Genomic DNA, 16,819 nt, shown 5'->3' on the forward strand with positions numbered 1-16,819 from the left:
TAGAGACGGGAAAGGGCCCCTAGCCTTCCCAGCCCAGATGGCTGAGGAAGTCGCGGGTGCGGGCGACTTGCGGGTTGTCGAAAATCTGCGTGGGCGGGCCTTGCTCCAGGATGGCGCCGTTCTCAAACACCACCACCCAATTGGCCACCCGCCGCGCAAAGCTCATCTCGTGGGTCACGACGATCATCGTCATGCCTTCCTGCGCCAGCTTCTTCATCACATTCAGCACTTCGCCCACCGTTTCCGGGTCCAGCGCCGACGTGGGTTCATCGAACAGCATCACTTCGGGCTCCATCGCCAACGCGCGGGCAATCGCCACGCGCTGCTGCTGGCCGCCGGACAGGTTGGCGGGGAAGTTGCCTGCCTTCGCGGCCAGGCCCACCTTTTCCAGCAACGCCATCGCGCGGGCGCGGGCCGCCTCGGGGGCCATGCCCAGCACCGTGATCGGCCCCATCGCCACGTTGTCCAACGCGGACTTGTGCGGGAACAGTTCAAAGCTCTGAAACACCATGCCCATGCGCTGACGCACGCGGCGCACCTCGGATTCCGCCTCTGGCAGCGCCACGCCGTCCAGCAACACGCGGCCGCCATCCAGCTTTTCCAGCGCGTTGGTGCAACGCAAAAGCGTGGACTTGCCGGACCCGGACGGGCCGATCAGGCACATCACTTCGCCCTTGTTCACTTGCAGCGACACATCGGCAAGCGCCACGAAGTCACCGTAGACCTTGCGCACGTGTTCGTAGACCAGCACGGGCGGCAGGTCCGCGCCCTTGCGCGCGGCCGATGCCAAGCCCGCCGTGGATGGCTCTTGCTCCAGGATCATGTCGTTCATTCCTTGACTCCGTATTTGCGATGGATCCAGTCGACCAGCTTGGCCTGGGGATAGCCCATCAGCCAATAGATCACGGCCATCGCGGTCAGCATTTCCAGCACGCGGAAGGTCTGCGCGCGCACTTGCATCGAGGCGTAGGCCAGTTCGCTTACCGCGATCACCGACACCAGCGACGTATCCTTGAACAGCGAGATCCAGGTGCTGGCCAGCACAGGCAGGATGCGGCGCGCGGCTTGCGGGATCAGCACCTTGAACATGGCCTGCCGGCGCGACATGCCCATCGCCAGCGCGGCCTCCATCTGGCCCTTCCGGATCGAATTGATGCCGGCGCGGAACGTCTCGGAGTTGTAGGCCGACACGTTCAACACCAAAGCCACCAGCGCGGTCGTGACCGCCGAGAACTGCACGTCCAGCGCCATCGGCATCACGTAGAACGCCCAATAGATCACCAGGATCAGCGGCAGGTTGCGAAAGAACTCCACGATGGCGACCGCGACGCCGTTGGCCAGGCGGTTCGACGACAGCCTCATCAGCGCCAGCACCATGCCGCCAGGCACGGCAAGCGCCATCGTCACCACCGTCAACATGATGGTCATTGCCGCGCCCTGAAGCAGCACATTGCGCGAGTCCCAGATGATTCCCCAGTCCAAGTTCATGAGCGCCCCAGATGTGCGTAGCGTTGGTACAGCCGGTCCACGCCTCGCGTGACCGGGAACAGAATCACGAAGTACGCCACGATCACGGCGGTGAAAACCTCGATGGGCCGATAGCTCTGGCCCGCGATGGTCTCGGCCTTGTGCATCAATTCGGGCACGGCGATCACGGCGGCGATCGCGGTGTCCTTGATGGCCACCGTCAACACGGAACCAAAGGCCGGCAACATGCGGATGGTGGCTTGCGGCAGGACGATCTTGCGCAGCGCCTGGGCACGCGACATGCCCAGCGCCAGGCCCGCGCGCATCTGCCCCGGCCGCACCGATTCGATGCCGGCGCGGATCACCTCGGCCGAATAGGCCGCGATGTGCAAGGTCAGCGCCACCAGCGCCGCCCAGAAAGGCGCGAACGTCACGCCCGCCAGCAGCGGGAAGGCGAAGTAGATCCAGACCAGCACCACCAGCACCGGAATCGCACGCATGCTGTCGATGTAGAACACCAGCACCGCGCGCAGCCAACGCGGCCCATACAAGCGCAGCAGCGCGATCACCAGGCCCAGCAGAATGCTGGATACCGCAGTGACGGCGCTAAGCGCCACGGTGATGCCAAGACCGCCGGCAAAGAATCGCCAGTTCTCGACAATGGGGGAAAAATCGAAATCCATGCAGTCTCCGTGGAGCTAGGTCGCGGACGGCGGCGGGCGCGTCAGAACGTCACCATCACTTTCATGGCCTGGTGACGATCCGCCGCCAGCGCGAAGGCGTCGTGCACCTTGGCAACCGGAACCGCCGCCGTCAGCAGCGGCGACACGTCCAGCAATCCGCGGCTCAGGTAGTCCACGGCCCAGGCGTATTCGTCGACGAAGCGGAAGCTGCCGATGACGGACAGACTCTTCACCATGATCTGGTTGAAGGGGCATTGCTCACTGCTGCCACTCAGGGTGCCGACCGTGACGATGACGCCGCGCGGACGTGTCACGCGGATGCAATTGGCCAGCCCCGCGTAATTGCCGGACGCCTCGAAGCACACGTCCACCGTGCCCTTGCCTGCCGCCAACTCGTCGATCGCACCCGGATCCCGGGCGACGTTGATGGTGCGGGTGGCGCCGACACGGACGCAGGTGGCCAAGGTTTCGTCAACAATGTCCACGACGGTCACGTGGCTGGCCCCCGCCAACCGCGCAGCCATCAGGATCAGCGCGCCGATTGGCCCGGCGCCCACCACCATCACGCTCTTGCCCAGCAACGACCCCGTGCTGCGCACGGCATGCAACGCCACCGCCAGCGGCTCGCCAAAGGCCGCCAGTTCAAACGACAGGCTGTCCGGCACCGGCAGGCATTGTTTTTCCTGCACCACCACTTGCTCGCGCATCGCGCCCTGCATGTGGGGATAGCGGCTGGCGCTGCCGAAGAAGAACACCGCCTCGCAATGGTTGGAATCTCCCTGGCGGCAGTAGCGGCACACGCCGCAGGTACGTGCCGGATCCAGCGCGACGCGGTCGCCCGGCTTCACGGCGGTGACGGCGGCCCCCACTTCCAGCACCTGACCCGAGGCTTCGTGGCCCGGCGTCAGCGGTTCACGAATGACGAAGTCGCCCACTTTGCCGTGGCGGTAGTAGTGCAGGTCGGACCCGCAGATGCCCACGGCCTTGACGCCCACCCGCACTTGGGTTGGGCCCAAGGGCTCGGGCGTCTGTTCGTCCAGGCGCAGGTCCTGGGCGCCATGAATTGCGCAATTCAGCATGGTTGCGTGCTCACTTCAAGGTTTGCGTCATGCGGCGCTCTTCCGCCGCCAGTTCAGGGTGCAGGCGCGCTTCGACCTTGCGCAGCCAGTCCAGGTACACCTGCTGATTCTTCGCGACTCCCATGCCCGCCTGGATCTCGAAGATCTTGCTGTCCTGGCAGTCGTTTTCCTTCGGGAACACCGCCAGTCCCTTCACCTTCTTGCTGATGTTGGGCCACAGCATGCGGTTCAGCGGCGCCACGTCGGAACGGCCCGCCAGCACTTCTTCAATGGGTGCGACCGAACCCGAGTTCGTCACGCCGCGCAGCTTGGCTTTCGAGAACTGCTCCAGCACCAGCGGCTCTTCGCCCGCGCCGGAGAAGTACGCCATGGTGATCTCGGGCTTGTTGAAGTCCTCCACCTTGGTGACGTTGGTGAACTTGGGGTTGGACGCCAGCCCGAACATGCAGACGCTGGTGCTGGAGAACGTGACGAAGTCGATGATCTTGGCGCGCTCGGCGTTTTCGTTCAGCGGCCCGATCATGATGTCCATCTGGTTGGCGATCAGCGCAGGCACCTTGGTCTCGTGGCTGACCTGCACCGGCACGACCTTCACGTCCAGCAACTTCGCGAATTCCTTGCCCAGAATCCATGACGACCCCATCCACGGTTCGCCAGACCCGCTGGTGTTCTGCACCAGCCACGGGGGGTTGTTGACCACGCCCACGCGCAGCACGCCCGCCTTGCGGATGGCATCGATGCGGGGGCTTTCGCCCGGCGCCGGCGGCGTCTGGGCCTGCGCGGCTGCCCCGACCGCCAACAAGGCGGTGGTCAGGAAGAGACGGGCGGCGTAACGACGCGAAGGAAAGCTGGGGTGCATGCAAAGTCTCCTAGAGGTGATCCCGGCCGTCGTCCGCCCACAGACGGCGTGCCCGGTACCGGCGTGTTCAAGCGCCAGCGGTATCGCCAGATGCGCACGCGCCACGCGCGTGCTTGAAAGCAATCGGTTGGAAAAGCGGCCGGACGGCCTACTTGGTCTGTTCGATGATGCGCATTTCGTCAGCGTCCAGCGTGGGTTTCATCGCCACTGCCACCTGCCGCAGCCAGGCCAGGAATTCAGGTTGGTTCTTGTCGATCGCCAGCCCCACCGGCGAGGCCTTTTCGGTGCTCTGCTGGCAATTGGCTTCGGCCGGAAACACCACGAGTCCACGTACTTTGTGGTTCAGTCCGACCCACGGCACCCGGTTGATCGGTGCGGCGTCGGCGCGCTTGGCCATGATTTCCTCGATGGGCGCGGTGGCCCCGGAATTCGCCACGGCACGCAGCTGGGCCTTGGGGAAGCGCGCTTTCACCCAGGCCTCTTCGGCCCCGCCCGTGAAATACGCAATGGTGATGCCTGGCTGATTCAGATCGTCGACCGACGCGATCTTGGCCAGGCGGTCATTGCCGGCACGGCCGAACATGCACACGCTGGTGGCGGAATACAGCACAAAGTCCACCACTTTCAGGCGTTCCGCGGTCTCAGCCAGCGGGCTGATGGTCATGTCGACCTGATTGGCCGCCAGCACCGGCACCTTGGTCTCGTGCGACACCGGTACCGCCGTCAGCTTGACCCCCAACAGGCGCGCGGTTTCCTTGGCCAGCAGCCAGGCGGGCCCGCTCCAGGCTTCGCCGCTTTTGCCAGACAGGTCCTGGATCAGCCAGGGCGCGTTCTGCAATACCCCCACGCGCAGTTCCCCAGCCTTGCGGATCGCGTCGATGCGCGGGCTTTGCCCGGGAGCAGGCACAGCGCCGCCGCTTTGCGCAGCTGCGTGCATCGACAACACCGCCAACATCGCGGCCGCCGCCCAGCGGGCCAGCGCGCCGCGCCCCTTGTCCTGTTGCTGCATACCTTGTCTCCTGAACTTGAAAAGCCCGGGTCCGGGGCGCGGTTATCTTCCACGCTCGTCCGGGGGCCGCCTGCGCTACCGTCCTACGGGCTGGGTCAACGCCACCCCTGTGCAAACTCGCCGATCACGCGCTCAAGGTGAGCACGCATTGCCTGCCGTGCCGCTTGCGCATCGCCCGTCACCAACGCGCTGAAAATGCGTTGATGGTCTTCCTGCGATGCCTGGCGCAGCGCTTGCGTATGGAAATGCTGTTCGATCTTTTCCCAGATTGGCCCTTGGGCCTGATCCCACATCGACGTCACCGTCGCCAACAGCACGCTATTGCCCGTCGACTGCGCGATATACAGATGAAAGCGACGGTCGGCCTCTTCATTGGCCGCCTTGTCCATCATCTGTTCGCGCATCGTCGTCAGCGCTTCAAAGATGCGGTCCAGGTCTGCGTCGTTGCGGGTCGTGGCCGCCAATGCGGCGATCTCGGATTCGATCAGACAACGCGCCCGCAGCAGCTCGAACGGCCCCGCCCCTGCTTCCTGAGCCGCCGGCAGGCGCGCGATGCCGGGCTTGGGTTCACAGACGTAGATGCCTGACCCGCCTCGCACTTCCACCACCCCCTGAAGCTCCAGCGCGATGATGGCTTCGCGCAGCGCCGTACGGCTGACGTCAAAGCGTTCGGCCAGCGCGCGCTCGGCCGGCAAACGCTTGCCGACGGCGAATTCGCCTTGAGCCACCAGGGCCTGGATCTGGGCGGCCAGCCGCACATAGGCACGGTCGGCCACCGGCTTGCTGGCCGGCTCATCAAGTTTGGGGATCAGTTGCAGTGTCATGGAGAGTAAAAGTGGTTAGACCAAATCATAAGTGGTTCACCAATTTTCACCATAATGGTTTACCACTATCAAAGTGGTAAACCATAGGTGCGCGGTGGTGGGCGGCAAAGGTGGGCGGGAGGGCGCCCGCGGCGGCTGCACTCGACAGCCCCTGCGGGAACCCTGTATAGATGGCGATCCACTGAAATTCGTACAGGTAAGGAAGCGTCATGCCCGATACGTCCCAACAGACATTGTCCGCCAAGCCCTCAACGCGCACGCCCACCGGCGCCGCCCTGGCGGACCTGACCGTCACCCAGGCGGCCGCCCTGATCCGTCAGGGCGCCATCACCAGCGTGGCGCTGACCCAAGCCTGCCTGGACCGCATCGACGCCCATGACGTGCTCAACGCCTTCATCACCGTCGATCGCGAGGGCGCGCTGGCGCAGGCCCGCGCCCATGACGCCGCGCAAGGACCCTCGCCCGCGCCGCTGGGCGGCGTGCCCATCGCCATCAAGGACAACATCCACGTGGCGGGCCTGCCCAACACGGCAGGGACGCCGGCCTTGAAGCATTTCCGCCCGGCCCAGGATGCCCCCATCGTGCAGCGCCTGCGCGAAGCCGGCGCCATCATCGTGGGCAAGACCAACATGCACGAACTGGCGTTCGGCGTATCGGGCTACAACACGGCGTTCCCCGGCGCGCACGGCGAAGGCACGCGCAACGCCTACGACACCGGCCGCATCGCGGGCGGCTCGTCCTCGGGCAGCGGCGCGGCCGTGGGCGCGCGCCTGACGCCGGCCGCCTTGGGCACCGATACCGGCGCATCCGTGCGCTTGCCCGCCTCGCTCAACGGCGCCGCCGGCTTCCGGCCGTCGGTTGGCCGGTACGACGGCGCGGGCATCACCCCCATTTCGCACACCCGCGATACGCCGGGCCCGATCGCCAACAGCATGGAAGACATCGTGTTGCTGGACGCGGTGCTGACGGGCGACGCGCAGCCGCTGGCGCCCCTTCCCCCTGCCCGCGTGCGGCTGGGGCTGGCGCATTACTTCTGGGCAGATCTGGACCCATCCGTGCGTCAGGTCATGGACGCCGCGCTGGCCAAGCTTCGCGAGGCCGGCGTGCAATTGATAGAGATCGACATGCCCGAGCTACCGGCCGCCAACGCCGTGGTCGGCATGCCGTTGTGCCTGTACGAGCAAAAGCCCGATCTGACCGACTATCTGCAACGCTACGACACGGGCGTGAGCTTCGACGAGGTGGCGGCGCAAATCTCCAGTCCGGACGTCAAAGCCATCTTCGACGGCCTGATCGTGCCCGGCGTCCTGCCCACGCCCGACGGCCAGGTCCTGGCGCTGCAACCCCTGTACGAGCGCGTCATCGCCGAGCAACGCGACGAACTCATCGCCGTCTACCGGCGCGCATTCCAGGAACATGAACTGGATGGCCTGCTCTTTCCCACGGTGCCGATCCTGGCGCCCGCCGCCACGCCGGAGGCCAGCAGCTTCGAGGCCTTCAGCCGTCTTGCCCGCAACGTCGACCCCGGCAGCAACGCCGGCCTGCCCGGGCTGAGCGTCCCCGCGGGCCTATCGCAGGAAGGCTTGCCAGTGGGGCTGGAGATCGACGGACTGCCGGACGATGACCGGACGGTACTGGCGATCGGCGTCATGATCGAAGGCATTCTGGGGCGCATCGCGGCGCCCGCGCGATAGGGCGCTCCTCGCGCCCGTCCTTCTACCCAGATGCGGGCAAGAAAAAACCGGCCACCCGGCCGGTTTTTCTTTACTGCCATGAAGACGGAACCCCTCACCCCAGATTGGGCGCCAGCGTCCGCTTCAGATCTTCGATGGTCCGCCCGCTGCGCTTCGCGTAGTCCTCCACTTGATCCTCGCCGATCACGCCCACATTGAAGTACTGCGAATCGGGGTGGCTGAAGTAGAAACCCGACACGCTGGAGGCCGGGAACATCGCGTAGCTATCGGTCAGCAGCATGCCGATATCGCTGCCATCCAGCACGCGGAACATGTCGGTCTTCACCACATGTTCCGGGCAGGCCGGGTAGCCGGGCGCGGGACGGATGCCCACGTATTTCTCGGCGATCATGTCCTCGTTGGACAGGGCCTCGTTGGGGGCATAGCCCCACAGGTCCTGGCGCACGCGCGCATGCAGGCATTCAGCGAAGCCTTCGGCCAGGCGGTCGGCCAGGGACTTGAGCATGATGCTGGAATAGTCGTCCAGCGCGCGCTCGAATTCGGCTTCCTTCTTCTCGATGCCAATGCCGGCCGTGACGGCGAACATGCCGATGTAGTCCAGCTTGCCCGAGGACTTGGGCGCAATGAAGTCCGACAAGCACTTATTGCTGACGCCTTCACGCTTGGCGCCCTGCTGGCGCAGGTTGCGATACGTGAACAGTACTTCGCTGCGCGTCTCGTCCTTGTAGATCTCGATGTCTTCGTCGTTGACGCTGTTGGCCGGATAGAAGCCGACCACGCCGTTGGCGGTCAGCCAGCGGCCTTCGACGATGCGCTTCATCATGGCCAGGCCATCGGCGTAGACCTTGCGCGCCTGCTCGCCCACGACCTTGTCGTCCAGGATGGCCGGGAACGGGCCGAACAGGCTCCAGGTCTGGAAGAACGGCCCCCAGTCCACATACTTCACGATCTCGGCCAGGTCATAGCTCTTGAACGTGCGGCGGCCGATGAACTTCGGGCGCGGCGGCGTGTAGTTGTCCCAGTCGATGACCGGGCGCGAGGCGCGCGCGTCCGCCAGCGGCAGGATCGGCGTGGCCTTGCGGTTGGCGTGACGGCGGCGCACTTCTTCGTATTCCTGGGCCAGCTCGGCCAGATACGTTTCGGACTGATCCGACATCAAGTGGGTCGCGACGCCCACCGAGCGGCTGGCGTCCGGCACATAGATCACCGGGCCTTCGTAGTTGGGCGCGATCTTCACGGCCGTGTGGACGCGGCTGGTGGTGGCGCCGCCAATCATCAACGGCAGCTTGCGGCTGCGGAAGTAGTCGTCGCGCTGCATTTCGCTGGCCACATACGCCATTTCTTCCAGGCTGGGTGTGATCAGGCCGGACAGGCCGACGATATCGGCGTTCTCTTCCTTGGCCTTTTCCAGGATCTGCGCGCAGGGCACCATCACGCCCATGTTCACGACTTCAAAGTTATTGCACTGCAAGACCACCGACACGATGTTCTTGCCGATATCGTGCACGTCGCCCTTGACGGTGGCGATGACGATCTTGCCCTTGGCGCGCACATCGCCGCCCGCGGCCGCGATCTGACGCTTCTCTTCCTCGATGAAGGGAATCAAGTGGGCCACGGCCTGCTTCATGACGCGGGCCGACTTCACCACCTGCGGCAAGAACATCTTGCCTTCGCCGAACAGGTCGCCGACGACGTTCATGCCGTCCATCAACGGGCCTTCGATGACTTCGATGGGCCGGCCGCCGCGCGCCTCGATCTTCTGGCGCACCTCTTCGGTGTCCTCGACGATGAAGTTGGTGATGCCGTGAACCAGCGCGTGCGACAGCCGCTGTTCGACTTCCGCCTTGCGCCACGTCAGGTCTTCTTCGCGCTTGGCGCCCGATCCCTTCACGCTGTCGGCAAACTGCACCAGGCGTTCGGTCGGCGTGCGCTCATCGTCGGCTTCCGTCTTGCCTACCGGAACCGGACGGTCCAGCACCACGTCTTCGACCAGATCGCGCAGCTTGGGGTCCAGGTCGGCGTACACGCCCAGCTGGCCGGCGTTGACGATGCCCATCGTCATGCCTTCCTTGACCGCGTAGTACAGGAACACGGTGTGGATGGCTTCACGCATGGGCTCGTTGCCGCGGAACGAGAAGCTGACGTTGGACACGCCGCCCGAGATGCGGGCGTGGGGCAGGTTTTCGCGAATCCAGCGGGTGCCTTCGATGAAGTCCACCGCGTAGTGATTGTGCTCGTCGATGCCGGTGGCGACCGCGAAGACGTTCGGATCGAAAATGATGTCTTCCGGCGGGAAGCCTTCTTCCTCGACCAGGATCTTGTAGGCGCGTCCGCAGATTTCCTTGCGGCGCTCCAGCGTGTCGGCCTGACCCAATTCGTCGAAAGCCATGACGACCACGGCGGCGCCATAGCGGCGGCACAAACGTGCGTGATGGCGGAACGGCTCCAGCCCTTCCTTCATTGAAATGGAGTTCACCACCGGCTTGCCCTGCACGCACTTCAGGCCGGTCTCGATGACTTCCCACTTTGAACTGTCGATCATCACCGGCACGCGGGCGATGTCGGGTTCAGACGCGATCAGGTTCAGGAAGCGGTGCATGCAGGCCACCGAATCCAGCATGGCCTCGTCCATGTTGATGTCGATGATCTGCGCGCCGTTCTCCACCTGCTGGCGGGCAACCGCCAGCGCTTCGTCGTATTTTTCCTCGCGGATCAGGCGGGCGAACATCTTGCTGCCCGTCACGTTGGTGCGTTCGCCCACGTTGACGTACAGCGTGTCTTCGTCGATGTTCAGCGCTTCCAGGCCCGACAACCGGGTCTTGACGGGAATATCGGGCACGACGCGCGGCGTCAGCGCGGTGACTTTTTCCGCGATCGCGCGGATGTGGTCCGGCGTGGTGCCGCAACAGCCGCCCGACATGTTCACCAGCCCGGCGCGGGCGAATTCCTCAAGCAGCGCCGACGTATCGGCCGGCGTTTCGTCAAAGCCCGTCTCGGCCATCGGGTTGGGCAGCCCGGCGTTGGGGTACACGCAGACATAGGTGTCGCAGATCTTGGACAGCTCGGCCACATAAGGCCGCATCAACGCCGCCCCCAGCGCGCAGTTCAGGCCAATGGTGACCGGGCGCGCGTGGCGCACCGAGTTCCAGAAGGCTTCCACGGTCTGGCCCGACAGGATGCGGCCAGAAGCGTCGGTCACGGTGCCCGAGATCATCACGGGCAGGCGGATGCCGCGCGCCTCGAACACTTCCTCGGTCGCGAAGATCGCGGCCTTGGCATTCAGCGTGTCGAAGATGGTTTCGATCAGCACGATGTCGATGCCGCCGTCCAGCAGGCCATTGAGCTGTTCTATATAGGCGACGCGCAATTCATCGAACGTGACGTTGCGCGCGCCCGGGTCGTTCACATCGGGCGAGATCGACGCCGTTTTGGGCTGCGGGCCCAGGGCGCCGGCCACGAAGCGGGGCTTGTCCGGCGTGCTGTAGGCATCACAGGCTTCGCGCGCCAACTGGGCCGACACCAGGTTCAGCTCGTACGCCAATTCCGGCAGGTCGTAGTCGCCCTGCGCGATGGTCGTCGCGCCGAAGGTGTTGGTCTCGATCACATCGGCGCCGGCTTCCAGGTACTGACGGTGGATCTCGGAGATCACGTCGGGCCGCACCAGGGACAGCAGCTCGTTGTTGCCCTTGACGTCCTTGCCGTGATCGGCGAAACGCTGGCCGCGGAAGTCCGCCTCGCCCAGCTTGTAGCGCTGGATCATGGTGCCCATGGCGCCGTCCAGGATCAGGATGCGCTTGCCCAGCAGGCGGGCGAAATCGCCACCTTGGGTATAGGCTTCGGGCGGGTAAGGCAGGCGGGGATACGACACGGGCAAGTCCGGCAATGGGTTGGCTTCAGTGGCGCAGATGTGGCAAAAACGCAAAAACCACTGAAAAAACAAGCCCTGATCGTAACAAAACGGACCCTCTTGCGCCCTCCGGTGATACAGTTTCGGCCCCGAACCGGTGCTTTCGGCGCACCAGGCTTGCAAGAACGCAACACTTGCCAGCCGCGCGCGAAAGGTAAACGGGAAACAGGAAGACGCCCGGCAGGGCCGCCGCGCCGCCCAAAAGGCAGCCCGGAATGCCCCCGCCGTCCCGCCTGTGCTGCCCCCGCAACGGTCCCCATGCGCACACTGCGCATGCCAGCCCGATACCGGCCAGTTCGATCGTCAGGAAGTCCATGCTCCGCCGCCAGGCCCCAACGGGCCCGCCGCGACGTGGGCGTCCTCCCCATCGTGATTGGCCTGCGGGGTCGCGGGTCGCATCGAGGTTATGTAGATGAAAACCCGCTCCATCCGGCGTTACGCCGGCGCCCTGCTCTGCACCGCCCCGGCCATCGCCGCCGCCCAGCAAGCCGCCTCCCCCACTCCCGAATTCGATCCGGTTACTGTCACCGCCCAGCGCGTGCCGACAGACGGCCGCACGCTGCCGGTGTCCATTTCGGTCATCACCGCCAAAGACATCGCCGCCAGCAGCGCCCGCACCATGCAGGATCTGCTGTCGACCCAGGCGGGCATTCATCTGATCAACACCAGCAGCTCCAGCGACAACGCCATCGTCGACCTGCGCGGTTTCGGCATCACGGGCGCCAGCAACACGTTGATCATGATCGACGGCGTGAAGCAGAACACCAACGACCTGTCGGCCCCCGGCCTGGGCGTGGTGCCGCTGGATCAGGTGGAACGGGTTGAAATCGTGCGCGGCAGCGGCTCGGTGCAATACGGCGGCGGCACGACCGGCGGCGTGATCAACATCATCACCAAATCGGATTTCTCGAAGGAACCGGTGACCGCCCGCGCCACCGCCACCTTCGGCAGCTACGGCCTGCGCCAGTATGACGCGGCAGTCGCCATGAACAACGAGAAGGTCGGCATCGACGCCTACATGCAGTCGCTGCACACCGACGGCTACCGCGACCACAGCGGCGAACGCCGTGAAGGCGGCGGCGCCGGCATCACGCTGCGCCACGACAATGGTTCGATCCGTCTGTACGGCCGCACCACCACGCAGAAACTGGAACTGCCCGGCCCGCGCCTGATCAACCCGACGACGGGTGAAAACCAGTTTGAAAACGACCCGCGCGGCTCGAAGAATGACGTCGACTACGTGAAGACCACGACGACGACCTTCGGCCTGCAAGTCGAACAGGCGATCGGCACCGGCACGCTGTACGCCGACCTGTCGACCCGCGAAAAGAAGCTGAACGGCCTGTCCTACGACGGCTTCGGCGACACCCTGCGCGACCAGAAGCTGGAAGAGAACATCGCCAGCGTGCGCTACCGCCTGCCGATCAATGGCGGCCACAGCGTCGTCTTTGGCGCCGACGCTCAGGAATCGAAGACCACCGCCAACCAGAACGCCTATTACGACTTCGAGCCGTCCAAGTGGCAGTCGCGCCAGCATCAGTACGGCCTGTTCGCCGAAGGCCAGATCCGCGCCACGGACAGCACGTACGTGACGGCCGGCGTGCGCCGCCAGTATGCCTCCGACGATCTGGAGGTCATCACGGGTTCGGGCACCGCGTCCGACCGCGGCAACCACCTGACCGCCTGGCAACTGGGCGTGCGTCAAGACCTGCCGGCCGGCTTCGGCGTGTACGGCAAGGTCGGCCGCAGCTTCCGCCTGCCCAACGCGGACGAACTGCTGTCGGTGCAGAATCCGCTGGCCCCGCAGACGTCCACCGACAAGGAAATCGGCGTGACGTGGCAATCGGCCGCCAGCAGCGCCCGCCTGTCGTACTTCCGCTATGACCTGACCAACGAGATCCAGTACAACCCGCTGGCCGACGGCATGTGGGGCCCGGGCACCGGCGCCAACACCAACCTGGACCCGACCCGCCGCCAAGGCATCGAACTGGAAGGCCGCACCGCCATTTCCAGCAGCGTGACGCTGGATGCGAACCTGACCTGGATGGAAGCGCAATTCCGCTCTGGCACCTACGCTGGCGTGGACCTGGCCGGCAAGACCGTGCCGCTGGCACCGAAATGGCTGGCGAACGCAGGCGTGACCTGGCGCCCCACCGACGCCTTCCTGTGGAACGTGTCGGCGCAGTACGTGGGCAAGTCCCGCATGGACAACGACCAGGCCAACCAGTTCGACACGGAACTGGATGCATACGTGCTGTTCAACACGAAGCTGGCCTACAAGTTCACGCGCAACATCGAAGGCGCCATCGGCGTGAACAACATCTTCGACCGCCAGTACGCCACCTACGGCATCCGTGGCGGCAATGCGTCGTTTGAAATGCTGGGCCCCGTCGCGAACTACAACCTGTACCCCGCGCCGGGCCGCAATTTCTACGCTTCGCTCACGCTGCGCTACTGATCGCGGCATTCCGATATAGTCAGCGTTCCCCGCTGACGATATCGGGCCCTTGCATGACCTTCGCACGCGCACTCCCCCGCATCGCCCCAAGGCTGTTTCTGGCCCTGGGCGCGGTGCTGGCCGTGGCACCCGCCACCGCCAGCACCGCCATCCAGGTTCAAGACGACAAAGGCCGCACGATCGTGCTGGCAGCGCCTGCGCGCCGCGCCGTCACCCTGGCGCCGCATGCCACCGAACTCGTCTACGCCGCTGGCGCGGGCGACTATCTCATCGCCACCATCCGTGGCAGCGACTATCCGCCCGCCGCCCGCCAGTTGCCCGTCATCGGTGACGGCACGCAGCCCGACGCCGAGCGCGTGGCCGCCGTCCGTCCCGACCTGCTGATCGCGTGGCAGCCCGCCGCGGCCGAACCGCTGACCCGGGTCATGGACAAATTGGGCGTGCCCGTCTTCTACAGCGACCCGCTGACGCTTGCCTCCATCCCCGACGCCGTGGAACGCATGGGCGAGCTGTTCGGCACCCAGGCGCAGGCTCAACCCGCCGCCGCGCAACTGCGCGCCCGCCTGGCCGCCCTGGCGGCGCGTTACAGCGGCCGCCGTCCGGTGCGTGTCTTTGTCCAGGCCGGCCTGGACCCCATCTACACACTGAACGACAGCAGCATCGTCAGCGATGCGCTGCGCCTGTGTGGCGGCGTCAATATCTTTGGCCACGCGCCTGTCGTCGCCCCGCAGGTGACGCTTGAAACCGTGCTGGCGGCGCGACCCGAAGCGGTGTTGGCGGGTGTCGACCAGCCAGGGGACACCCAGAAGAATCTGGCTGCCTGGCAGGCACTCGGGCTGCCCGCCGCGCAAGCCGGCCATGTCTACGGCATCGACGCAGACGCCCTGTACCGCCCCGGCCCACGCCTGATCGATGCCGCAGAAGCCATCTGCGCCAACCTGGATCGGCTGCGCTGACTGGCCTGCGCGACTGACGAGTTCTTCAAATAGTGGAACGCGGCATTTCACACAAGCGGTCTGCCGCGCGGCGCGGTGCTTTATCATTCGCTTACCAAGAATCAGTCAGCCTCCGCGGGCTCCGCTGCGCGCTCCCGCCCTTTGAAACACCGCCATGACCACACAAGACACCCTCACCATCGCCGGACGCGCCTATTCGTCGCGCCTGCTTGTCGGCACCGGCAAGTACAAAGACTTTGAAGAGACCCGCGCCGCGCTGGACGCCAGCGGCACCGAAATCGTCACGGTTGCCATCCGCCGCACCAACATCGGCCAGAACGCCGGCGAGCCGAACCTGCTGGACTACGTCCCGCCGTCGAAGTTCACGCTGCTGCCCAACACCGCCGGCTGCTACAGCGCCGACGACGCGGTTCGCACCTTGCGCTTGGCGCGCGAACTGCTGGACGGCCATGATCTGGTCAAGCTGGAAGTCCTGGGCGACCCGCACACGCTGTTCCCCAACATGCCCGAAACCCTGAAAGCCACCAAGACCCTGGTCGACGACGGCTTCAAGGTCATGGTCTATTGCACCGACGATCCCATCCAGTGCCGCATGCTGGAAGACATGGGCGCCGTCGCCGTCATGCCGCTGGCCTCGTTGATCGGCTCGGGCATGGGCATCCTGAACCCCTGGAACCTGCGTTTGATCATCGACCAGGCCCGCGTGCCGGTCGTGGTGGACGCTGGCGTGGGCACCGCGTCCGACGCCGCCATCGCCATGGAACTGGGCTGCGACGCCGTCCTGATGAACACCGCGATTGCCGCCGCGCGCGACCCGATCCTGATGGCCAGCGCCATGAAGAAGGGTGTGGAAGCCGGCCGCGAGGCCTTCCTCGCCGGCCGCATGCCCAAGAAGCTGTACAGCGGCGCCCCCAGCTCCCCCACCGAAGGGCTGATCACCGCTGGTCCGGGCTCGGCGAAATGAGTTCCCGCCAGCAGGCCGACAACGGCCGCCCCATTCCCCACGCGCTGACCATCGCGGGCGTCGACCCGTCAGGCGGCGCCGGCACGCTGGCCGACATCAAGGCCATGAGCGCGCTGGGCGCCTATGGCTGCGCCGTCATCGCCGCCCTGACCGCCCAGAACACCCAGGGCGTCACCGGCATTTCGCCCGTGCCGCCCGCCTTCGTGGGCTTGCAGATCGACACGCTGTTCACCGACGTGCGCATCGACGCCGTCAAGATCGGCATGCTGGGCCAGCGCCCCGTGATTGAAGTGGTGGCCGAAAAGCTGGCCAAGTGGGCGCCTGCCCACGTGGTGCTGGACCCGGTCATGGTGGCAAAAAGCGGCGACCTGCTGCTTGAGAAGGATGCCGTGGGCGCCATGCGCGAAGCCATGCTGCCCCAGTCCACCCTGCTGACGCCCAATCTGCCCGAGGCCGGCGTGCTGCTGGAAGAACGGCCGGTCGAGACCGTCAAGGAAATGCGCCGCGTGGCCGAGCGCCTGCGCAACAAGCTCGCGCATTCCGGCGAACGCTGGGTACTGGTCAAGGGTGGCCATCTGCCCGGCAACGAAACCATCGACTTGCTGCACGACGGCGACCGGATGATCGAACTGCCCGGCCACCGCATCGAAACCGTCAACACCCACGGCACGGGTTGCACCTTGTCCGCGGCGCTGGCGGCGCTGCTGCCGCAAACCGGGGATGTGCCCGAGGCGGCCCGCCGCGCCAAGGCCTACCTGACCGAAGCCATCCGCCACGCCGAACGCCTGTCGGTCGGCTCCGGCCACGGCCCGGTCCATCACTTCCACGCCTGGTGGTGATCGTCGGATAGGGCTTGCCCTTGCGTGATTCCCAGCGGCGCTCCCCGGAGCGCCGCTGGCATTTTGCGGGACGGGTTTGG

13 protein-coding genes are annotated in these 16,819 nt (G+C 65.5%); 5 read left to right on the top strand and 8 right to left on the bottom strand.

The genetic code is table 11. The features are described 5' to 3' along the window. Positions 1 to 19 precede the first annotated feature (19 nt). The 7 genes from HV753_RS28205 to HV753_RS28235 form a co-directional block, all read right to left on the bottom strand. On the bottom strand, positions 20 to 832 hold the full coding sequence (locus tag HV753_RS28205; RefSeq protein WP_281370990.1) for an amino acid ABC transporter ATP-binding protein: 813 nt from the start codon (positions 830 to 832) through the stop codon (positions 20 to 22). Further along, positions 829 to 1,488 (bottom strand): amino acid ABC transporter permease, encoded by a 660-nt coding sequence (locus tag HV753_RS28210; protein ID WP_175177873.1) that lies wholly within the window; start codon positions 1,486 to 1,488, stop codon positions 829 to 831. The genes HV753_RS28205 and HV753_RS28210 overlap by 4 nt, the downstream gene beginning before the upstream one ends. Continuing rightward, the gene (locus HV753_RS28215; protein WP_175177874.1) at positions 1,485 to 2,150 is read right to left on the bottom strand and encodes an amino acid ABC transporter permease; all 666 of its coding nucleotides are present in this window, start codon (positions 2,148 to 2,150) and stop codon (positions 1,485 to 1,487) included. The genes HV753_RS28210 and HV753_RS28215 overlap by 4 nt, the downstream gene beginning before the upstream one ends. 41 nt (positions 2,151 to 2,191) lie before the next feature. Further along, complete coding sequence (locus tag HV753_RS28220) at positions 2,192 to 3,229, bottom strand: L-idonate 5-dehydrogenase (RefSeq protein ID WP_175177875.1); 1,038 nt, start codon at positions 3,227 to 3,229, stop codon at positions 2,192 to 2,194. A gap of 10 nt (positions 3,230 to 3,239) precedes the next feature. Beyond that, positions 3,240 to 4,088, bottom strand: a complete 849-nt coding sequence (locus HV753_RS28225; protein WP_175177876.1) for a transporter substrate-binding domain-containing protein — start codon at positions 4,086 to 4,088, stop codon at positions 3,240 to 3,242. Between the two features lie 148 nt (positions 4,089 to 4,236). Then, the gene (locus tag HV753_RS28230) at positions 4,237 to 5,097 is read right to left on the bottom strand and encodes a substrate-binding periplasmic protein (RefSeq protein ID WP_175177877.1); all 861 of its coding nucleotides are present in this window, start codon (positions 5,095 to 5,097) and stop codon (positions 4,237 to 4,239) included. A 95-nt stretch (positions 5,098 to 5,192) separates the two neighbouring features. Beyond that, entirely contained in the window at positions 5,193 to 5,921 is a 729-nt protein-coding gene (locus tag HV753_RS28235) for a FadR/GntR family transcriptional regulator (protein ID WP_175177878.1), read from the bottom strand. A 209-nt stretch (positions 5,922 to 6,130) separates the two neighbouring features. On the opposite strand from HV753_RS28235, the gene iaaH reads away from it, so the two are divergent. Then, a complete protein-coding gene (gene iaaH, locus HV753_RS28240; protein ID WP_175177879.1) occupies positions 6,131 to 7,615 on the top strand; it encodes an indoleacetamide hydrolase in 1,485 nt (494 codons plus the stop codon). Between the two features lie 94 nt (positions 7,616 to 7,709). Here iaaH and metH read toward each other — a convergent pair whose 3' ends face one another. Next, positions 7,710 to 11,483, bottom strand: a complete 3,774-nt coding sequence (gene metH / locus HV753_RS28245; protein WP_175177880.1) for a methionine synthase — start codon at positions 11,481 to 11,483, stop codon at positions 7,710 to 7,712. A gap of 451 nt (positions 11,484 to 11,934) precedes the next feature. Here metH and HV753_RS28250 point away from each other — a divergent pair, with 451 nt between their 5' ends. From HV753_RS28250 to thiD, 4 genes are all read left to right on the top strand, one after another. Beyond that, entirely contained in the window at positions 11,935 to 13,980 is a 2,046-nt protein-coding gene (locus tag HV753_RS28250) for a TonB-dependent receptor (RefSeq protein ID WP_175177881.1), read from the top strand. 53 nt (positions 13,981 to 14,033) lie between these two features. Next, the gene (locus tag HV753_RS28255) at positions 14,034 to 14,936 is read left to right on the top strand and encodes a cobalamin-binding protein (protein WP_175177882.1); all 903 of its coding nucleotides are present in this window, start codon (positions 14,034 to 14,036) and stop codon (positions 14,934 to 14,936) included. A gap of 154 nt (positions 14,937 to 15,090) precedes the next feature. Beyond that, the gene (locus HV753_RS28260) at positions 15,091 to 15,900 is read left to right on the top strand and encodes a thiazole synthase (protein ID WP_175177883.1); all 810 of its coding nucleotides are present in this window, start codon (positions 15,091 to 15,093) and stop codon (positions 15,898 to 15,900) included. Further along, complete coding sequence (gene thiD / locus HV753_RS28265; protein ID WP_175177884.1) at positions 15,897 to 16,739, top strand: bifunctional hydroxymethylpyrimidine kinase/phosphomethylpyrimidine kinase; 843 nt, start codon at positions 15,897 to 15,899, stop codon at positions 16,737 to 16,739. Before HV753_RS28260 ends, thiD begins: the two co-directional genes overlap by 4 nt. Positions 16,740 to 16,819: the final 80 nt, after the last annotated feature.

Source organism: Achromobacter pestifer (genome assembly GCF_902859625.1).
Lineage (GTDB): Bacteria > Pseudomonadota > Gammaproteobacteria > Burkholderiales > Burkholderiaceae_B > Achromobacter > Achromobacter pestifer.

What these genes read in the sequence shown, in the direction of transcription:
- HV753_RS28205 (WP_281370990.1), bottom strand. Translation starts at nt 832, where the DNA reads ATGAACGACATGATCCTGGAGCAAGAGCCATCCACGGCGGGCTTGGCA.
- HV753_RS28210 (WP_175177873.1), bottom strand. Translation starts at nt 1,488, where the DNA reads ATGAACTTGGACTGGGGAATCATCTGGGACTCGCGCAATGTGCTGCTT.
- HV753_RS28215 (WP_175177874.1), bottom strand. Translation starts at nt 2,150, where the DNA reads ATGGATTTCGATTTTTCCCCCATTGTCGAGAACTGGCGATTCTTTGCC.
- HV753_RS28220 (WP_175177875.1), bottom strand. Translation starts at nt 3,229, where the DNA reads ATGCTGAATTGCGCAATTCATGGCGCCCAGGACCTGCGCCTGGACGAA.
- HV753_RS28225 (WP_175177876.1), bottom strand. Translation starts at nt 4,088, where the DNA reads ATGCACCCCAGCTTTCCTTCGCGTCGTTACGCCGCCCGTCTCTTCCTG.
- HV753_RS28230 (WP_175177877.1), bottom strand. Translation starts at nt 5,097, where the DNA reads ATGCAGCAACAGGACAAGGGGCGCGGCGCGCTGGCCCGCTGGGCGGCG.
- HV753_RS28235 (WP_175177878.1), bottom strand. Translation starts at nt 5,921, where the DNA reads ATGACACTGCAACTGATCCCCAAACTTGATGAGCCGGCCAGCAAGCCG.
- iaaH (WP_175177879.1), top strand. Translation starts at nt 6,131, where the DNA reads ATGCCCGATACGTCCCAACAGACATTGTCCGCCAAGCCCTCAACGCGC.
- HV753_RS28250 (WP_175177881.1), top strand. Translation starts at nt 11,935, where the DNA reads ATGAAAACCCGCTCCATCCGGCGTTACGCCGGCGCCCTGCTCTGCACC.
- HV753_RS28255 (WP_175177882.1), top strand. Translation starts at nt 14,034, where the DNA reads ATGACCTTCGCACGCGCACTCCCCCGCATCGCCCCAAGGCTGTTTCTG.
- HV753_RS28260 (WP_175177883.1), top strand. Translation starts at nt 15,091, where the DNA reads ATGACCACACAAGACACCCTCACCATCGCCGGACGCGCCTATTCGTCG.
- thiD (WP_175177884.1), top strand. Translation starts at nt 15,897, where the DNA reads ATGAGTTCCCGCCAGCAGGCCGACAACGGCCGCCCCATTCCCCACGCG.